General features: G+C 42.8%; 16 protein-coding genes, 1 other RNA gene and 1 other annotated feature. Of the genes, 15 read left to right on the forward strand and 2 right to left on the reverse strand.

What is annotated here, in order from left to right; translation table 11 throughout:
• Window positions 1–12 precede the first annotated feature (12 nt).
• Window positions 13–288 carry a preprotein translocase subunit YajC gene (yajC, locus tag QWT69_RS06490; RefSeq protein ID WP_317970139.1) on the forward strand — a complete coding sequence of 92 codons (276 nt, stop codon included), beginning with the start codon at window positions 13–15 and terminating at the stop codon, window positions 286–288.
• 135 nt (window positions 289–423) lie between these two features.
• Entirely contained in the window at window positions 424–1,065 is a 642-nt protein-coding gene (locus tag QWT69_RS06495) for a DUF421 domain-containing protein (protein ID WP_317970141.1), read from the forward strand.
• On the opposite strand, the gene QWT69_RS06500 is transcribed toward QWT69_RS06495, so the two are convergent.
• Complete coding sequence (locus tag QWT69_RS06500; protein ID WP_317970143.1) at window positions 1,059–2,576, reverse strand: putative polysaccharide biosynthesis protein; 1,518 nt, start codon at window positions 2,574–2,576, stop codon at window positions 1,059–1,061. The two genes, QWT69_RS06495 and QWT69_RS06500, sit on opposite strands and share 7 nt — an antisense overlap.
• Window positions 2,577–2,673: 97 nt before the next feature.
• Between QWT69_RS06500 and QWT69_RS06505 the strand changes: the two genes are divergently transcribed.
• The 7 genes from QWT69_RS06505 (at window position 2,674) to dtd (ending at window position 11,568) form a co-directional block, all read left to right on the forward strand.
• Entirely contained in the window at window positions 2,674–2,985 is a 312-nt protein-coding gene (locus QWT69_RS06505; protein ID WP_317970145.1) for a post-transcriptional regulator, read from the forward strand.
• 128 nt (window positions 2,986–3,113) lie between these two features.
• Window positions 3,114–5,390, forward strand: coding sequence for a protein translocase subunit SecDF (gene secDF, locus QWT69_RS06510; RefSeq protein WP_317970147.1), 2,277 nt, complete (start codon window positions 3,114–3,116; stop codon window positions 5,388–5,390).
• Between the two features lie 93 nt (window positions 5,391–5,483).
• Entirely contained in the window at window positions 5,484–5,813 is a 330-nt protein-coding gene (locus tag QWT69_RS06515; RefSeq protein WP_317970149.1) for a LapA family protein, read from the forward strand.
• Between the two features lie 127 nt (window positions 5,814–5,940).
• A complete protein-coding gene (recJ, locus tag QWT69_RS06520) occupies window positions 5,941–8,289 on the forward strand; it encodes a single-stranded-DNA-specific exonuclease RecJ (RefSeq protein WP_317970151.1) in 2,349 nt (782 codons plus the stop codon).
• Window positions 8,280–8,792: an adenine phosphoribosyltransferase gene (locus QWT69_RS06525; RefSeq protein WP_317970153.1), complete on the forward strand. Its 513-nt coding sequence runs from the start codon at window positions 8,280–8,282 to the stop codon at window positions 8,790–8,792. The genes recJ and QWT69_RS06525 overlap by 10 nt, the downstream gene beginning before the upstream one ends.
• Before the next feature lie 125 nt (window positions 8,793–8,917).
• Window positions 8,918–11,110, forward strand: a complete 2,193-nt coding sequence (locus QWT69_RS06530) for a RelA/SpoT family protein (protein ID WP_317970155.1) — start codon at window positions 8,918–8,920, stop codon at window positions 11,108–11,110.
• A gap of 17 nt (window positions 11,111–11,127) precedes the next feature.
• Window positions 11,128–11,568 (forward strand): D-aminoacyl-tRNA deacylase, encoded by a 441-nt coding sequence (gene dtd / locus QWT69_RS06535; protein WP_317970157.1) that lies wholly within the window; start codon window positions 11,128–11,130, stop codon window positions 11,566–11,568.
• A gap of 48 nt (window positions 11,569–11,616) precedes the next feature.
• Here the strand turns inward: dtd and QWT69_RS06540 are convergent, their stop codons facing one another.
• Window positions 11,617–13,158 (reverse strand): N-acetylmuramoyl-L-alanine amidase family protein, encoded by a 1,542-nt coding sequence (locus tag QWT69_RS06540; protein WP_317970159.1) that lies wholly within the window; start codon window positions 13,156–13,158, stop codon window positions 11,617–11,619.
• Between the two features lie 120 nt (window positions 13,159–13,278).
• Window positions 13,279–13,522 (forward strand) — a binding site (T-box leader).
• Window positions 13,523–13,588: 66 nt separating this feature from the next.
• Here QWT69_RS06540 and hisS point away from each other — a divergent pair.
• The 6 genes from hisS to QWT69_RS06570 all read left to right on the forward strand — a co-directional run bounded on the left by hisS (window position 13,589) and on the right by QWT69_RS06570 (window position 19,844).
• Window positions 13,589–14,860 carry a histidine--tRNA ligase gene (gene hisS / locus QWT69_RS06545; RefSeq protein WP_317970161.1) on the forward strand — a complete coding sequence of 424 codons (1,272 nt, stop codon included), beginning with the start codon at window positions 13,589–13,591 and terminating at the stop codon, window positions 14,858–14,860.
• An 18-nt stretch (window positions 14,861–14,878) separates the two neighbouring features.
• Complete coding sequence (aspS, locus tag QWT69_RS06550) at window positions 14,879–16,636, forward strand: aspartate--tRNA ligase (protein WP_431312341.1); 1,758 nt, start codon at window positions 14,879–14,881, stop codon at window positions 16,634–16,636.
• A 94-nt stretch (window positions 16,637–16,730) separates the two neighbouring features.
• Window positions 16,731–16,912, forward strand: a non-coding RNA gene (gene ssrS / locus QWT69_RS06555) — 6S RNA.
• A gap of 114 nt (window positions 16,913–17,026) precedes the next feature.
• On the forward strand, window positions 17,027–17,791 hold the full coding sequence (locus tag QWT69_RS06560) for a tRNA threonylcarbamoyladenosine dehydratase (RefSeq protein ID WP_317970165.1): 765 nt from the start codon (window positions 17,027–17,029) through the stop codon (window positions 17,789–17,791).
• A gap of 82 nt (window positions 17,792–17,873) precedes the next feature.
• A complete protein-coding gene (locus tag QWT69_RS06565; protein WP_317970167.1) occupies window positions 17,874–18,782 on the forward strand; it encodes a chemotaxis protein in 909 nt (302 codons plus the stop codon).
• A gap of 297 nt (window positions 18,783–19,079) precedes the next feature.
• Window positions 19,080–19,844, forward strand: a complete 765-nt coding sequence (locus QWT69_RS06570; RefSeq protein WP_317970169.1) for a hypothetical protein — start codon at window positions 19,080–19,082, stop codon at window positions 19,842–19,844.
• Window positions 19,845–19,959 lie beyond the last annotated feature (115 nt).

Raw genomic sequence — 19,959 nt, forward strand, 5'->3', positions numbered from 1 at the left:
GGGGGAAATTAAATGAATGGTGATATGTTAGGTACTTTGCTTCCGATTGTTGCGATGTTCGCGATCATGTGGTTCTTGCTGATCCGACCTGCACAAAAGAGACAAAAGCAGACAAAGTCGATGCAAGAGAGCTTGAAACGTGGCGATAAGGTTATTACAATCGGCGGTATCCACGGTACAATCGATGCAGTAGACGATTCCTCCGTGTTCTTAAAAGTTGCGGAAGGCATGACTATGCAGTTCGACAGACAAGCTGTTGGCCGCGTAGTGGATACAAGCGCAATCTGATCATTAATCGTATGCGGCTACATGTCCGCGGTACGTATGAAGAGGCAGTGTACAGGGAATCCCTGTAAACCGCCTCTTTTTTGTGTATATTCCTGTTCTGGATAAGGCATCCTTTCTATGAAAGGAGGGATTTTTATGCATGATCTACTCATTATCGGTTTCAGAACGATATTCATGTATGCGCTTATTGTCTTTATCCTCAGGGTGATGGGGAAAAGAGAAGTGGGGGAGTTAAGCATTATCGACGTCGTCATATTTGTCATTATGGCAGAAGTGGTGGCATTTGCATTGGATTCCCCCGATAAAAAAATAAGCCACTCTCTCGTCCCGCTATTTCTATTGCTTGGCATTCAGTTATTGACTTCTTTTATTTCACTAAAGAGCAAGAAATTCAGGGACATTGTGGACGGTGACCCTACGATCATTATTCAAGATGGCATCATACAAGAAGAAGAGATGCGCAAACAGCGGTATAACTTGGATGATTTGTTTCAACAATTACGTGAAAAGCAGGTCGGATCTGTGCTCGAAGTGACGCATGCCTATTTAGAACCATCAGGAAATCTTTCGGTATTTACAAAAGAGGATACAGCACCTGTATTAGACCTAATTTCAGACGGTGTTCTTCAAACGAGACATATTCAACTGATAGGAAAATCGGAAGAATGGCTTGTAAGCGGTTTGAAAGAACTTGGTGTCAACGATGTGGAAAAAGTTTTTTATTGTTGCTATGAAAACGGGGTGCTTCATTTTCAGTTGAAACAAGACTATCAATAAGCTTTAACTAGCCTTCTTAACATTAGGATATCGTTTTTCTTCACCTGGCCGAAAAGGATAAGGATGACAAGTAGGAACAAAGTCGTTATCAAACATTCCGTCAACAAACCGAATTGGTTGATCGGAATGAAAATCGGGCGGATAACCGCCGTCATGATGAATGACACATACGGAAGGGCGAACATTGTAAAGCCTGCACCAGCAGCTTTGTTCTTACGCAAAGTGGCAATATGCAGAAAAGAAGTTACAAGGACGCCGAACCCGATAGCGAGCACAGCTCCGGTCACCTGTAATCCAGCTTGTGAAGCTAAGATGAACATGACTCCTAATTTTGCAATCCCGCCATAAACGGAATTCATCATTCCGGCTTTAGCATCGCCCGTCGCCTGTAAAATTGAATAGAGCGGACTTTGAATATAATAAAAGAAAAAGACCGGGGCAAGGAGCGACATATAGGAACCGCCTTCAGAAATCTTGAACAATTTTTCGGCCAAATCTTGTCCATGGATATAAAAAACTGCAGCTGCGAAAGCACCAGTCAATGCGGATAGACGCAAAGCCAACTGGATACGCTCTTGCAGTTTCTTTTTGTTGCTCGTAGCAACCGCTCCGCTCACAGCGGGCACAAGCACGACTGAGAGGGCGTAGGGGATGAAAGCAGGGAATAGCAGTAAAGGGATTAAAACGCCCGAGATGATCCCGTAGAGCGATGTAGCCGCTACTGCTCCGACACCTGCCAATGAAAGGGCGCGCAAAAAAATGATTGGTTCAAGAAACCATGTGAACGTCCCGAATAATCGGCTTCCGGAAGATGGAAGTGCGATGGACAGAATTGGCTCCATCGGAAAGCGTTCTTTTGAAACAGAGGTTTTCCCCTCTTTCCGTTTATGCTGATGGTATTTGAAATATAAGTAAACCGCTGATAATCCTTCAGCGAGTAACGTGATCCCCATTGCATATGCTGCATTCATTGCACTGTTGTCAGGGACAAGTAGAACCGGCAATAACATCGTAATCAGTATAATACGAAACAGTTGCTCAATGATCTGGGACCACGCAGTCTCCTCGATTCTTACAATCCCTTGGAAATAGCCACGTATCAATCCACCGACGGCCGCAATAGGAATAATTGCAATTCCGACGTATAACGCCGTAGACGTTGCCGCATTCCCGAGTAAAGTCTCTGAAAGGAAGGGGACGAAAAGGACGGATAAAGGTATGAAGATGATTGCTGTCACGATTGTAATGACGGTCGCTGTCTTCATAACTGCAGGAAGCCTTGCAGAATCGCCTTTTGCCTTTAATTCAGCGATCACTTTCGCCACAGCAATCGGAACACCCAATTGGACGAGCGACAGGAAGAAAATGAAAGCGGGGAAAGCGGTCATATAAATACCGACCGCCTCTTCACCTGCAACACGCATGAACTGGATACGATAGACGAATCCCAATAGCTTGGTCATAAAGACGGCGATCATTAATATGGCGGTTCCACGAATGAATGTGGACATTTTTAAACAACTCCTTCTCAATTCCGGTCATTTCGTATACACTAAACCTATGCACAGGTTTGTCTGTTTACGACTGAACGGGAAAGGAATGGGGAAGGTGAAGATTCAATTCGAAAAGTTATACGATCAAGCACTGCCGGCAATCCAAAGCAAGCGGAATGAACTTATTCTGTATGGCTATCCTACAGTGACCAATCCGGAAATCTGGGATTACTGTGTCAAAAAAAAATGGCGCAAAAAAAATATATCTACTATGCGTATCCATGAAATCGTCAATGATGTGCTCAGATTGACATCGGCAGAATTCATGACGTATACACAAATTGAAGAGCAAAGAGGCTCTAACTGGTTCTCAGACTTGAACAGTGATGAATTGCAATTGCTGCTGTCGCCGAAGAGTTCAATGTAAACCAAGCTATACTGGGCGCCCAGTGATTTGACAGATGGTAGTCTCTGTCTCATAATTGGAGTGTTGTATTTTTAAAAACTGTACATAGCAATCCTTTGCCGCTCGTTGTACAGAGGGGGAACTAATTGATGAAGAAAAGAAGCCGGATTATAGCGTTTTTACTACTGCTCGTCATGTTAGGGTCGTTAGTAAGCACTACATCCAAACCAATCATAAAAGACGTACGACTTGGACTGGATTTGCAAGGCGGATTTGAAGTTCTGTATGAAGTACTGCCGCTTAAGGGCAAAGAGGAAAAGGTTATTAATGAAGAAGTAGTAAGCGATACTGCAGGCGCACTCGTCAAGCGTGTCGACGTACTCGGTGTCAATGAACCGGTTATCACTGTTGAATCAAACAACCGAATCCGTGTTCAGCTAGCCGGTGTCGAAGATCAGGAATCCGCTCGTGAACTTTTGTCTACACAGGCAAATCTAACGTTCCGTGATGCAGATGACAATCTGATGCTTGACGGAGATGATCTAAAAGAAGGAAAAGCGAAAGCAAACTTCGGACAGAACGGCAATCCTGTTGTCACGCTTGAAATGAAAGACCCTGACAAATTCGGTAAAGTCACTTCCGAAATTTCGAAAATGCCGGAAAACGTCATGGTCATCTGGATGGACTTTGAAGAAGGTGTCGACTCGTATCGCGAAGAGCGTATGAAGCCGGAATCGGAACAGAAATTCATTTCAGCACCTTCTGTTCGACAAACTATCAATTCTTCCAATGTTGAAATATCAGGTAGTTTTTCAGTTGACGAAACAAAAGATTTGGCTGGAATTTTAAATGCAGGTGCACTCCCAGTTCATTTGGAAGAGATTTATTCAACTTCTGTTGGTGCGCAATTCGGCGCTCAAGCATTGGATAAAACAATTATTGCAGGGATTGTCGGTATATCATTAATACTCATTTTTATGCTGATCTATTACCGTGTCCCTGGTTTTGTAGCGGTCATCACTTTGTCCGTTTATATTTATCTCATTTTGCTTGTCTTTACACGCATCAATGGGGTATTGACACTACCAGGTATTGCAGCGCTGATGCTCGGGGTCGGTATGGCAGTCGATGCCAACATCTTGACGTATGAGCGTATTAAAGAAGAGCTCCGGATCGGAAAATCGGTCAAGACGTCGTTTACAGTTGGAGCTAAATCTGCATTTACGGCAATCCTAGATGCGAACATCACAACATTGCTTGCAGCAGTAGTTCTGTTCATCTTCGGGACAAGCTCCGTCAAAGGTTTCGCGACGATGCTCATCATCAGTATCCTTGTCAGCTTCCTTACAGCTGTATGGGGTTCACGTCTGTTGCTTGGTCTTCTCGTGCATAGTGGATTCCTTGACGGGAAAACGAACCTTTTCGGAATATCGAAGAAACGCGTGCATGCCCCAGAAGAGAATGTCGATACATTCGATCTGACAACGAAATTTGATCGTTTTGATTTTGTTCATTCACGGAAGAAATTTTATGCGCTGTCCATAGTTCTTATTGTTTCAGGAATCATTGTTCTAGGTATCTTCAAATTAAACCTAGGCATTGACTTCTCTGGTGGAACCCGAGTTGAAATCCTTTCTGATAAGTCCTTGACGACTGAAGAGGTTTCAGCAGCACTTGAAGAACTTGGTCAACCTTCATCCGATATCGTTATTTCAGGCGATACGAACAATATTGGTGTTGTTCGCTACAAGGATGAATTCAAGCAGGAAACTGTCAATAACATTAAAAAAGAACTTTCAGCCAAGTTTGGAGCTGATCCGAACGTATCCACTGTTTCCAATACAGTCGGTAAAGAATTGGTTAAGAACGCATTCAAAGCTTTACTTATCGCAGGACTTGGCATCATCATCTATGTCGCCTTCCGTTTTGAGTGGCGCATGGGTGTATCTTCCATCATCGGTCTCGTCCATGATGCATTCTTCATGGTAGCAGTGTTCAGTATAACGAGGCTGGAGGTTGACATCACCTTCATTGCGGCCGTGCTGACCATTGTCGGGTATTCCATCAACGATACGATTGTTACGTTTGACCGGATTCGTGAGAATATGCGGAAAGTCGGCAAGATCGACGATGCAAACCATTTGGCGGAAATTGTGAATAAATCATTACGTCAAACATTAGGGCGTTCTGTTAACACTGTATTGACTGTCATCTTTGTCGTTGTTGCATTGATTGCGCTAGGAGCGGAAGCCATCCGTCCGTTCTCTGTCGCTTTATTAATCGGTCTTCTAGCAGGTACGTATTCTTCCATCTTCATCTCAGCACAGATCTGGTTTGATTTGAAGAAGAGAGAATTGACAAAAGCCGGCGGGTTGAAGATTGAAAAAGAGAAAAAACAATGGGGTTCAGACGAACCAGTCGTATAATGATTTTACGTTTCAAATTTTCAATGAACAGGGTATACTTTGTGTATACTCTGTTTTTTTTATATATTTATTCGATTGAAAGGGGACTAATCGATGAAACAACAATGGGCAATCATCTTAAGTATTATTTTCGCAATCTTAATCGCTGTTTTCGCTGTCTTGAACGTCGAAGCCGTGAAAGTGAATTATTTATTTGGTACGGCACAATTGCCACTAATTCTTGTGATCCTTTTCACCGCATTGCTCGGAGCTGCGATTAGCGGATTCATGGCCATGTTCAAAACGGTAAAGATGAACCGGAGAATCAGTGACTTGCAAAAAGAAAACACCGCAAAAGAGTTAATGATAGCTGATCAGCAAAACGAAATCGTGGCTATGCGGGATTCTGAAAAACCGCAACTTATTAAAGACAATATTGAATGAATGTGTAGAAGACACCCTTGATGCCGGGGTGTTTTTCTTTTATGCAGATCTTTCCCGCATTCGCTTTCTGCCCCTTTAAGTAATAGGGTATCTCCTATATAATGAAACGTAGAGGAAGTGATTCAAATTGATAGAGTCAAAAAAGATTTGGACGATTGACCGTCCTGACGAAGACGCAGTCAACCTGTTAATGACTGAACTCGGTTTGCCTTCAGTCCATGCGAAAATACTTGTATCCAGGGGGTTGCAAGACGTGGATGAAGTGAAATCGTTTTTACATATGAGTAAAGATTGTTTGCATGATCCTTATCTGCTGCACGATATGGCTAAAAGTGTAGAACGGATAAAGCGAGCGATTGAATCGAATGAGAAAATAACGGTTTATGGCGATTATGATGCGGATGGTGTGACAAGTGTCACGGTTTTATCAACTGCATTGGAACGGCTCGGAGCGAATGTCGACTTTGCTATTCCCAATCGTTTTGAACATGGCTATGGGCCGAATGCTGATTTGTTTAAAAAGCTCTATGAATCGGGAACCAACTTACTGATCACAGTTGACAATGGGGTTTCCGGTTTGGAAGCGATTGCATATGCAAACACGGTCAATATGGATGTTATTGTCACGGATCACCATGAAATGGGAGACAAGTTACCGGATGCATATGCAATCATACATCCAAGACATCCGGAAGGGGACTATCCTTTTGGAGAACTTGCAGGAGTAGGCGTAGCTTTCAAACTGGCCTGTGCACTTCTAGAAGAAGTACCTGAAGACTTGTATGAGATTGCTGCTATTGGTACGGTGGCTGATCTTGTACCATTACAAGATGAAAATCGTTTCATCGTAAAAGAAGGAATTAGACGGATGCGTATGTCTAAAAGACCCGGCATTCAAGCGCTTGCAAAAGTTAGCGGAACTGAACAGAACAGTATGACTGAGGAATCCCTCGGCTTTACAATTGGTCCTAGACTCAACGCGCCAGGACGACTTGGGAGTGCAGACGATGCGGTTCGTTTATTGAAATCTGAAAATCATGCAGAAGCGATGATGCTTGCAGAACAATTGGATGCGTTGAACAAAGAGCGGCAGGGCATTGTAAAAGGTATAGCTGAAGAAGCTGAACAGGCCGTAGTCGATATGTATGGGGATGACATTCCCGATGTACTCGTCATCGGAGGGGAAGGGTGGAATCCTGGTGTAGTTGGAATCGTCTCTTCCAGGTTGACGGAGAAATATTACCGACCATCCATAGTTCTATGTGTTGATAATGAAACAGGGATTGCAAAAGGCTCAGGCAGAAGTATTGCAGGATTTGATTTGTTTAAAGAGCTTTCAAAAAATGCCGATATCCTTCCACATTTCGGTGGACACGAAATGGCTGCAGGCATGTCACTTTCTGTATTGGATATCGTGGCGCTTAGAACTAGGCTGAATTCCCAAGCAAAAGATGTATTGACAGAAGACATGCTCATACCACAACTGCAAATCGATGTGCCGCTTACAATCGGAGAAATCGATGTTACAGTTCTTGAAGGATTGGAGCTTCTAAGACCGTTCGGCATGTCTTTTGAAAAACCGGTCTTTCTAATCGAGAATTTATCTTCCTCATCCATTCGAAAAATCGGTGCAGCCAAAAATCATTTGAAAATGGAATTATCCGATGGGACTGATACATTGGATGTTATCGGATTTGGTGATGGAGAACTCGCTGATGCGATCAGTCCAGGTGCTATACTATCCATTACTGGCGATTTGCAAGTGAACGAATGGAATGGTAGAAAAAAACCGCAGATGCTACTAGAAGATTTGCTGTCCGATCAGAGACAATTGTTCGATTTACGGGGAATTAATGAGCCTGGCAGATGGATGTCAATTGTACCGGCAAAAGGTACCGCTATTGTCGCTTTCCAAGAATCTACGATTGCACATTTCACACCTTTGCTAAAGGGCGCTGCTATCCACCAATTCGGAAATAGCGAAATACCGAAAATGGATTATATTGTATTGTTGGACGTTCCTGAAGATGAGGAACAATTGCAGGAACTGATCAAATCAACAAACCCTAAACGGATCTACGCACATTTTTATATACCAGAATCCAAATATTTTGAAGGTGTACCAAGCCGTGAACATTTCGGATGGTATTACAGCTTTCTGAAAAAACGGGGTACATTTGACCTCGCGAATCAGGTGCAAGAGCTTTCAAAACATAAAGGTTGGAAAATAGACACGATATATTTCATGACAAAGGTGTTTTCTGAGCTCGGATTTGTTAAGATAGAGAATGGTCTTGCAATTATTTTGGAAGACGCTGACAAGAAACAGTTAACTGAATCCGCCGCTTATCAGAAAAGAGAGCGCCAGATTGAATTAGAAAAAATGCTTGTCTATGCTTCTTATAAGGAACTTAAAAAATGGTTTGATGACGTTTGTGAACAAGTGGTCATCAGGGAGGAACAATTATGGATTTGAAAAGCTTTGTAACCATCGTACCGGATTACCCTAAAAAAGGAATCAGTTTCAAAGATATAACGACGATTATGGATAATGGGGAAGCCTACAAATATGCGACCGATAAAATTGTCGAATTCGCAAAAGAAGTCGGAACGGACATCATCGTCGGTCCGGAAGCGAGAGGTTTCATCATAGGGTGTCCTGTCGCTTACGCTCTCGAAGTCGGTTTTGCACCAGTCCGTAAACCCGGCAAACTTCCAAGGGAAACAATTGCAGTAGAGTATGATCTCGAATACGGAAAAGATTCATTGACGATTCACCGCGATGCTATTAAACCTGGCCAACGCGTACTTATTGTAGATGACCTACTTGCTACTGGCGGTACAGTTGAGGCGACTGTCGAACTTGTCGAGAAATTGGGTGGAATTGTTGCTGGCTGTGCATTTTTGATCGAACTATCCTATTTGGATGGGCGCGAAAAGTTGAAAGGCTATAAGATTCAATCACTTATGACTTACTGATAGGAAGGTCCTCCGCTTCGATGCGGAGGGCCTTTTTGGTATAAGGGCTTTACATTACGTGTCATTTATACATACAATAGAATTATCTTTAATTTTTTGCGGAAATGGTCGAAAGGAGTTATAAAATGGCGAAAAATCGTGACATGACAGTCGAAGAACTATTTGAGCTGATTGGATCCTATATGAATGAAGAGCATGTCGCGTTCGTCAAGAAGGCATATAATGCGGCAAAGACATCTCATGAAGGGCAATTCAGAAGTTCTGGAGAACCTTATATTCTGCATCCCGTCCAAGTTGCGGGCATCTTGGCGGAATTACAGATGGATCCTTCGACAGTCGCTGCCGGATTCCTCCACGATGTCGTGGAAGACACTGCTGTGTCCAGGGAAGATATCATACGCGATTTCGGTGAGGAAGTAGCAATGCTTGTCGATGGTGTGACTAAGTTGGAAAAGCTGAAATTCAGATCGAACGAGGAAAAACAGGCAGAGAACCACCGCAAGATGTTTATTGCGATGGCGAGAGATATCCGTGTCATTCTCATTAAGCTCGCTGACCGCTTGCATAATATGCGGACATTGAAACATGTTTCCGAAGAAAAGCAGAAGAGGGTATCGGCTGAGACGTTGGATATTTTCGCACCACTTGCTCATCGGCTCGGAATCTCTACGATTAAGTGGGAATTGGAAGACACTGCACTACGTTATTTGAATCCACAACAATATTACCGAATCGTGAACTTGATGAAGAGAAAACGCGATGAACGTGAGAAGTATTTATCCAACGTCATGGAACTCATCCGAAATGAAATTGAAGAAGTAGATTTGGAAGCCGATATTAACGGACGTCCAAAGCATTTGTATTCAATTTACCGTAAAATGGTTCTGCAAAATAAGGAATTCAATGAAATATATGATCTGCTTGCCATCCGAATCGTCGTGAAAAGCATTAAGGATTGTTACGCCGTTCTCGGAATCATCCATACCCTTTGGAAGCCTATGCCCGGTCGATTTAAGGATTATATTGCCATGCCTAAACAGAATCTCTATCAATCGATCCATACAACTGTTGTCGGTCCTGCGGGTGATCCGCTGGAAGTGCAGATCAGGACGGAAGAAATGCATAGAATTGCTGAATACGGGGTTGCAGCGCACTGGGCTTATAAGGAAGGAAAAACCGTATCTGAAAAACCGGATAATATTGATTCCAAACTAAAATGGTTTAGGGAAATCCTTGAGTTCCAGAACGAATCTTCGAATGCGGAAGAATTCATGGAGTCACTGAAATTCGATCTGTTTTCTGACATGGTTTATGTCTTTACGCCAGACGGTGATGTCATTGAAATCCCGCAAGGATCCGTTCCGATTGACTTTGCATACCGTGTTCACTCGGAAGTCGGAAACCGTACAATTGGTGCTAAAGTGAACGGGAAAATGGTTCCTTTAGATACGGAGTTGTTTACTGGGGATATTGTGGAAGTTCTGACGTCGAAGCAATCATTCGGGCCAAGCCGCGACTGGCTAAAAATCGCCAACACATCACAAGCGAGAAATAAAATCCGGCATTATTTCAAAAAACAGTTGCGTGACGAGAACATTGATAAAGGCGCCGAAATGGTAGAAAAGGAAATCCGTCTACAGGAATATGATGTGAAAGATGTACTGACGAATGATAACATCCAACGGGTGATCGATAAGTTCAGCTTTACATCCGAAGAGGACATGTATGCGGCAGTCGGTTCAAATGGCATCACCGCACAACAAGTTGTTAACCGTCTCGCTGAAAAGCTTAGAAAAGTCCGTGAACAGAAAGATACAATTGATAAAATCGTTTCAGATATGAAAGCGCCCCAACCGATTAAGACGACGGAATCAGGTGTCATTGTTAAAGGATTGGAAAATCTGCTTATTAGACTGTCTAAATGCTGTAATCCTATTCCAGGTGACGAAATTGTCGGTTTCATTACAAAAGGGCGTGGCGTTTCCGTCCACCGTTCGGACTGTCCGAATATCGATTCGGAAGACAATGAACGTCTTATTGATGTTGAATGGGCAGTGGATGAAGCGAATAAAAGCAAAGACTTCCAGGTCGATATCGAGATTTCCGCTTTTGATCGCCAAGGTTTGTTGAATGAAGTGATGATGGTAGTAGCGGAGACGAAAACGCCTATGATCGCTGTTAGTGGCAAAGCAGATAAGGATAAGATGGCGAAAATCAATATGACAATTAAAATAACGGATATTGCGCATTTGAACCGGATTGTCGAGCGAATTAAACAAATCCGAGATATCTACTCCGTTCAACGAATCATTCATTAACAAAAGAGGTGATTGCAGTGAGAGTGATCTTACAACGATCGGGCTATGCTTCCGTCAAAGTGGACGGCGAAACGACAGGGTCTATTGACAAAGGATATGTGTTGCTTGTCGGTGTCACGCATGATGATACCGAAAAGGATGCTGATTATATTGCTAAAAAAGTATCCGGACTCCGTTTATGGGAAGACGACGACGGAAAAATGAACAAGGCAATCGATGAAGTAGGCGGGACAATTTTGTCAGTTTCTCAATTCACGTTATATGGTGATGTGAAAAAAGGGCGCCGTCCGAGTTTTATCGAAGCTGCAAGACCAGAGCAGGCGGAACCGCTTTGGAATTATTTCAATGAAGCATTGCGCAGTCAAGGCTTGCATGTGGAAACCGGAATATTCGGAGCGATGATGGACGTACAACTGACGAATGACGGTCCTGTTACAATCATTGTCGAGTCGAAATAAGAAAACCGCAGCACCCTTTACAGGCGCTGCGGTTTTCTTTATCTGTTTCTAATTCGCATTGAAATAGTCAAGCAATCCTTGATATATTCCGTGTGTTGCCTGCTCGCGGAACATTTCTGTCGTCAGCATTCGTTCTTCGGTCGGATTGGATAGGAAACCGAGTTCAATCAGAATTGCATTCGCTTTATTTTCCCGTAATACGAGGAAGTTCGCTGGCTGTGCGCCGCGGTTACGCAATGAAACCGCGGAGGCAAGCCCTTCATTAATAGATGATGCAATCGCTTTTTGGTTGCCGTGCGTATAATACGTCGTGAAACCTGTTATGGATGAATCAGGATTGGCATCATAGTGCAAACTGATGAATGCATCCACATTGGATTGTTGACCGATGGATGCGCGCTTCCGCAAGGAGATATACGTATCTGACTCTCGTGTCATAACGACATTTGCCCCGGCAGCCTTCAATTTTGCAGCTAGTGACTCGGCCGTCATCAACGTGAGTACTTTTTCATCTGTCCCTTGTAGACCAGTCGTACCGCGGTCATTTCCGCCATGTCCGGCATCAACGACTATCGTCAAGCCTTTTAGCGTCCCTTTACTGCGGGAACTCGTCTGCGGTTGGGTTGGGGTGTCGACTTGTGCAACAGTCCCTGTGGAGACAACCCATTTGGCAATGAATGCCTGATCGCCGGACGGTAATGCAACTTTGAACCAGTCCCCATCTTCATTGACAACATCTAATCGTTCTCCTGCATTCACTCTTGTTACAATCTCAGACGATGTTGTTGCAGAAGAACGGATATTCGTCCCATTCGTTAACACCGTTACCTTTTTTGCCGGTTCAATTGACGATTGTGACGACGAGGTGGAGCCTGTTCCCATCGTTCCGTGGAAAGTGTACACCCATCCGGACTTGTCCTTTTCGAATGCTATGCGCACCCAATTCCCGTCGACTTTTTCAACAGCGTACGTTTCATTTCGTCGGATCTGTGTCATTACTTTGGAAGAAAGACCAGGTTCTTTACGAACATTTAGTACATCGACTGCTACCGTGAATTTATCCGAAGATGCATTGTCATTTTCCCGCTCATTAACAGCTGTTTCAGTAACTGTTTCTGACATTTCGGTTATATAGTCCGTATGTACCCAACCATCTGTCCCGTTTCTAGTGATGGCTATCCATTCACCTTTACGACCAGTAATAATCGCTTTGTCTCCAGCATTCATCTTGCTGATGACAGCCGCACTTAAGGACGGCTCAGTTCGAATATTGAGAGCATCGACTTTTGATACAGCCGTTTTATTGACGGATTGTGAGGTTTCATCACTTTTTACAAGCCAGGATGCAATCCAGCCTGTACCTGAATCCATTTGAATTTCGAGCCACTCGCCTGATACGGAAATCACTTCTGCACGTGCACCAGATTTCAATGAACCAGTGACTGCATATGTGAGACCGGGTCCAGAACGGACATTCAGAGAGTTTGTATTAATGGTGACCATTTCGCCTTTTGCTGAAATTGGCGGCAACTCGTAAACGAATGAAAAGAATAGGATGAAAGCCAGTATCCATTTGCAACTTTTTGACAAACTATCACACTCCCTTATTTTACATTGTAAAAGGTTTAGCTGGAAAAAACCACATCATTATTTAAAAGGTTGACACTTTCAAGCTGAATGAGTAAGATTATGAGTAATTGAACATTATATAATTTGCTGATGAAGTGGAAAGTAACTGTATTGCGAGCTGACAAGAGAGGGACGGACGTGGCTGAAATCCATCCTACAGACGGATAGAGTGAATAACACCAACGAGGCTCCATGCTGAACACTGTTAGTTGACATTCAGTAGGTATGGACGGAAACCGGCCGTTAACCGGATACGAGTGGGTACGCTTTAAAAGTACCAATTTGGGTGGAACCGCGGAAGCTGATATAGGCTCTCGTCCCTTGTGCAAACAAGGGATGGGGGCTTTTTTATGTTCTATCAGAAAGATGCGAAACAGGAAGGGGTAGTCAAATGAATTTTAAAGTGCCTAGAGGAACCCAAGATATTTTGCCGTCCGAATCATGGAAGTGGCAGCGTGTCGAGTCTATTATCCGTGACGTGTGTGATAAATACCGCTACAAAGAAATCCGGACACCGATTTTCGAACAGACAGAGTTGTTTCAACGAACAGTTGGTGATACTACTGATATCGTTACAAAAGAAATGTATACATTCACCGATCGCGGCAATCGTTCCATGACATTACGTCCTGAAGGAACAGCGCCAGTCGTCCGTTCGTACGTTGAAAACAAAATGTTCGGATATGCAGACCAGCCCGTCAAGTTATATTATCAAGGTCCGATGTTCCGTTATGAACGCCAACAAGCGGGTAGATACCGCCAGTTTGTTCAATTTGGTGTGGAAGCAATTGGCAGCGCTGACCCTGCAATCGATGCCGAAGTTATTTCACTTGCCATGGAACTGTATAAGCGCGTAGGATTGAAAGATTTTAAACTCGTCCTTAACTCCTTAGGTGATAAGGAATCCAGAACTGCTCACAGAGAAGCATTAATCGCACACTTTAAACCGAACATCGAAGAACTTTGCGGAGATTGCCAAGCACGTCTTGACAAGAATCCGCTCAGAATCCTGGATTGTAAAGTAGACCGGGAACACCCGCTCATGAAGTCTGCTCCATCACTGGCTGATTTTTTGAATGAAGAGTCCGCTGCATATTTTGCACAAGTGAAGGCTTATTTAGATGATGTCGGAATCACTTATGAGCTTGACCCGAATCTCGTCAGAGGACTGGATTACTATAACCACACGGCTTTTGAAATAATGAGTACAGCTAGCGGTTTTGGTGCTATAACAACTTTGTGTGGCGGTGGTCGGTACAATGGGTTAGCAGAAGAAATCGGGGGTCCTGCTTCACCGGGCATAGGATACGGTTTGAGCATCGAACGTTTGCTACTCGCTATGGATGCTGAAGGTGTTGCATTTGCAAATGATCCTGAACTCGATGTGTATATTGTCACTTTAGAAGAAAATGCACACCGCAAAGGCTTTAAGTTACTTAATGAACTACGCAGCGCAGGTATTAGAGCAGATATGGACTATATGGATCGCAAGATGAAGGCGCAAATGAAGTCAGCGGACCGATTTGATGCGAAAGCAGTTATCGTCATCGGCGAAGATGAAGTAGAAGCAGGAAATGTCCAGCTTAAAAATATGGCGGATGGCTCACAAGAAAAAGTGGAAGATCAGAATATCGTTACGACAGTACAAGAAAAGTTGAAATAAGGAAGGTTGATGATTGAAATGCAACGGACAGATTATTGTGGGCAGTTAACTGAGGAAGCGATAGGCAAGTCAGTCACACTAAAAGGCTGGGTACAAAAAAGACGCGATTTAGGCGGTTTGATTTTCGTTGATATGCGTGACCGATCAGGAATTGTGCAGATAGTGTTCAATCCCGATCTTTCCAAAATAGCGTTGGAAACCGCAGAGAAAATCAGAAGCGAATACGTCATCGAAGTACAAGGGAAAGTTGTTGAACGTCAAGATAATCAGAAGAATGATAAAGTGGCGACAGGTGCAATTGAAGTACATGTCGACACAGTCGAGATTATTAACGAAGCAAAGACCCCACCTTTTATGATAGAGGAAGATACGGACGTCAATGAAGAGTTACGATTAAAATACCGGTACTTGGACTTACGTCGTCCTCAACTTGCCCGTGTATTCAAAATGCGTTCAGACGTAACAAAAACGGTCCGCAATTTCTTGGACGAAGAAGGTTTCCTTGAAGTGGAAACACCAATTCTGACTAAGTCTACACCCGAAGGGGCAAGAGACTATCTCGTGCCAAGCCGTGTGCATGAAGGTGAATTTTATGCTTTGCCTCAGTCTCCACAGTTATTTAAGCAGATGTTGATGGTATCCGGTTTCGACCGTTACTACCAGATTGCCCGCTGTTTCCGTGATGAAGATCTTCGAGCAGACCGTCAACCTGAATTCACTCAAATCGATATGGAAATGAGTTTCATGTCTATTGAAGAGATTATTGAATTGAATGAACGTCTTATGAAAAAAGTGATGAAAGACGTTAAAGGAATCGATATTGAAACGCCATTCAAACGGTTACCATACGATGAAGCGATGGGACGTTTCGGTTCTGATAAGCCGGATACACGTTTCGGTATGGAATTACAGAACGTATCAGAACTCGTCAAAGACAGTTCATTTAAGGTGTTTGCCGGAGCGGTTGAATCTGGCGGACAAGTGAAAGCCATCAACGTCGAAGGGAATGCTGACAACTTTTCCCGAAAAGATATTGACGCACTTGGCGAGTTCGCTGCCCGGCACGGAGCGAAAGGCCTTGCTTGGTTGAAAGTGGATGCTGAAGGATTGAAAGGTCCGATTGCTAAGTTTTTCGAAGGGGAAGATGCAACAGCTCTCATGCATGCTCTCAAAGCGAAAGATGGCGATTTGTTATTATTCGTTGCAGATAAGAAGTCGGTAGTTGCCGATGCATTAGGTGCGTTACGCTCGAAACTTGGTAAAGACCTTGGCATGATCGACGAAACAAAATTCAATTTCCTATGGGTAACAGATTGGCCGTTATTTGAATACGACGAAGAGGAAGGACGCTTCTACGCAGCACACCATCCATTCACAATGCCAGCGGATGTGGAGCAGCTTGAATCGGATCCGACTGCAGTCAAAGCGCAAGCCTACGATCTTGTATTGAATGGCTATGAACTCGGCGGTGGCTCGCTCCGTATTTATAAACGTGATATACAGGAAAAGATGTTTAAAGCACTTGGCTTTACGGAAGAAGAAGCACGTGAACAATTTGGCTTCCTGCTCGATGCATTCGAATACGGAACACCTCCTCACGGCGGTATCGCATTCGGACTCGATAGAATCGTCATGTTATTATCCGGTTCGACAAATTTACGCGATACAATCGCTTTTCCAAAGACAGCAAGCGCAAGTTGCCTGCTGACGGAAGCTCCAAGTACTGTAGATACTACTCAATTGAATGAGTTAGGCATTTCCATCAACGCGAAATAAGTCGGTTGGACAAGCATCAATTCTAAATGTGCCGAAATTTGTAGATGTGAAATGTTTGATTCGTTTGATAATGTATGATAGGATACTAGTAATACGAATCCTGAAGTGTACGTTTTTTGCTAGTCATTTTTGACCCAACATTATTGTCGTAGGGAGCTTCTATTCTGCTCTGGATGAAAAGCCCTCCCGGGGGACTTCAAAACGATTAGATGGGGCACCCACCTGCTGAGTGCGGGTTCAAAACGATAACAAAAGGACGGCACAGTCGGGATTCGTTCTTTTTTACAAAACTTATATCACTACATCATATACCCCTCTAGCTCAGAGGGGTTTTATTTTTGTGCTCTGAAACTACTATAATTATTCAACCGAAAGAAAGGCGGAATTCAAGTGTTACATCAATTCTCTCGCAATGAACTCGCAATCGGTAAAGAAGGACTTCACCGGATGCAAAATAAAACAGTAGCTATACTCGGTGTTGGAGGAGTCGGTTCTTTCGCTGCAGAAGCATGTGCCCGCAGTGGCATCGGCAGAATCATCCTGGTCGATAAAGATACCGTCGATATTACAAACGTTAACCGCCAACTAGTCGCTACACTGTCAACAATCGGCCGATCCAAAGTCGAAGTGATGAAAGAGCGCATCAAAGACGTCAATGCAGAATGTGAAGTTGTTGAGCTTCATATGTTCTATACGGAAGAGACGAGCGACACGTTTTTCAGCTATGAACCTGATTATGTCATTGACGCTTCCGATACAATTAGCTACAAAATTCATCTCATCAAAGAATGCCTGTCCCGCGGTGTCAAAATCATTTCAAGCATGGGGGCTGCGAATAAACTAAATCCTACACGTTTCCAAATTGCAGACATTTCGAAAACTCATACTGATCCGATCGCTAAGGTCATTCGTTTGAGATTACGGAAAGAAGGCATTAAAAAGGGCGTACCTGTCGTGTTTTCTGACGAAAGCCCCATTGTAATCCGAAAAGATGTCGTCGATTCTGTAGGTAATCCCGATGCGCAAATCCGTAAAGCGAAAATGCCGCCTGCATCAAATGCTTTCGTTCCTTCAGTAGCAGGACTCGTCTGCGCAAGCTGGGTTATGAATGATATTGTAAAGGACTTGCCCATCGAAAGGGTAAATGATAAATAAAACTCACCAATCCAATTGATTCGATTAAGAAAATGACGATATAAAGAGAGAGAGCAATAAAGCATTCCGGAAAGGAAATGAAATGATGCATAAACAAGACGGTATCTTACTTGAAAGCGGAACAAATGAACTTGAAATTGTTGAATTTGAAATGGGCGGCAACCGATATGGCATAAACGTTATTAAAGTGAAAGAAATTATTTTACCGACACCAATTACATTTATTCCTCATGCACACCCATCCATAGAAGGAATTATTCAGTTGCGTGGAGAAGTTTTACCAGTCATTGATATGGAAAAAGTGATGGGGCTGCCTAAGACATTGGGTAAAAACGATGGAAAATACATCGTGGCCGCGTTCAACAAACAGGAAGTCGTTTTTCACGTTCATGAAGTGTCACAGATTCATCGGGTTTCCTGGGATCAAATCGAAAAACCGTCCGATCTATATTCTAACGGCTCATCACAAGTAATTGGCGTCATTAAACGTGAAAATGATATGCTTCTTTTACTTGATTTCGAAAAGATTGTTCTTGAAATCAATCCAGATAGTGGGATCAGAGTAGAAGAGGTTAAAAAACTAGGTCCACGTGAACGATCCGATAAACGCATTTTAATCGCGGAAGATTCTCCACTGTTGCGCAAACTGTTGAATGACACGCTTACAGAAGCGGGTTATGCCAACTTGGAGTTTTTTGAAAACGGCAAGGATGCACTAAATTATTTAGAAAACCTTGTTTCACTAGGTAAGAATGTAACTAAAGAAGTTCAATTGGTCATAACGGATATCGAAATGCCTCAAATGGATGGCCATCATTTTACAAAGCGTATTCGTGAAAACAAGGATCTTGCCGTATTGCCCGTCATTATCTTCTCTTCTTTAATTACTAATGAATTGAAGCATAAAGGGATGAGCGTCGGCGCAGACGATCAAGTAAGCAAGCCTGAAATCGCAGAACTCGTTTTGAAGATGGACAACTATATTCTCTAATAAATAGCACTTCCTTCATTGAAAAAAATGAGGGGAGTGCTGTTTTTGAATAATGCGTGCAGTTGAGTCGCGAAAAGTTGAATCAACAAGCAAATTAGCATCGGATTTAGCGGTGCTTTTATATATTTATTGGATTTTATAAGCATCGAATTTTTTGGATACCTAATGTATAGTAACTGAAAGATTGAAGTAAGAGTGTTAAAACAAATGCATTGGTTTCTGAACCCTCATAAAAGCGAAACCTTACATGCTAACTGAACGTATTAATAGTAGAACTATGCTTGAGTAGCAGACGGGATGAAAAATGTAACTATGCGCTTTAAATCGCGCGTGGGGGGTCTTGAGCAAAGTGAGTCACAAAGAACTGGCTATACCTACATTTTTGTACACTTTACAGAAATTCAGGCCTCATTCCGGAGTCTTGTCTTCAATAATAGAGCCATTTCTTTAAATATAGAATTATCATACTTTGGGAGTGGGTTAAAGGTGAGGAAATGGAATCTTATTATACCGTTGATATTAGTAATTATATTTATATTTTTTATTAATGGATATAGGTTTACTGCGTTAAGTGCTGCTAAAAGTAATTCTTTTCTTTCAAAAGATGCAAGTTTGGTGGAACGAAATGATGCAAATTCATCCGTCATTTTTTTATTTAAAAGCGATAGGGATGAGATATATCAAACGGTACTATCCGAAAAGTCAGGTCCGTTTTACAACAGCAGTGTATCCACTGATATTCCATATAGTTCTGATGCTATTCAAACAGTCGGAGGCATTAGTGTGACCACAAAAAAAGGTGCAGCAACTTTGTTAAGTGTAATTTCATACGATGAAGAAGTTGCATACATAGAAGCTGGTGTCGAACCGAACGTAGAAAAAAAGGAAATAAGCAAAGGCGAACGTATTACTTTCTTGTTTCCTTTTATGAAACAAATAGACTTCCTGTACCCAACTGCGTTTAACAAAAATGGAGAAAAACTTTATTATTATGGATATCCAAAGGATACCAATGTAATTAAAATTGAAGATTTGAAATGGCATAAAATTAATGGACAGTAATAAATAACTGCCATTTAGAGGTGAGTTAGGCATAAGGTTATCCTGGAACCGAGGCAGTTAGTGCAGTATATTAAAGAATTAATTTGTTGAGTTATGTGGAGAGAGATGATGATTA

Origin of the sequence: Sporosarcina oncorhynchi, from assembly GCF_033304615.1 — a bacterium.
Taxonomy (GTDB): Bacteria; Bacillota; Bacilli; order Bacillales_A; family Planococcaceae; genus Sporosarcina; species Sporosarcina oncorhynchi.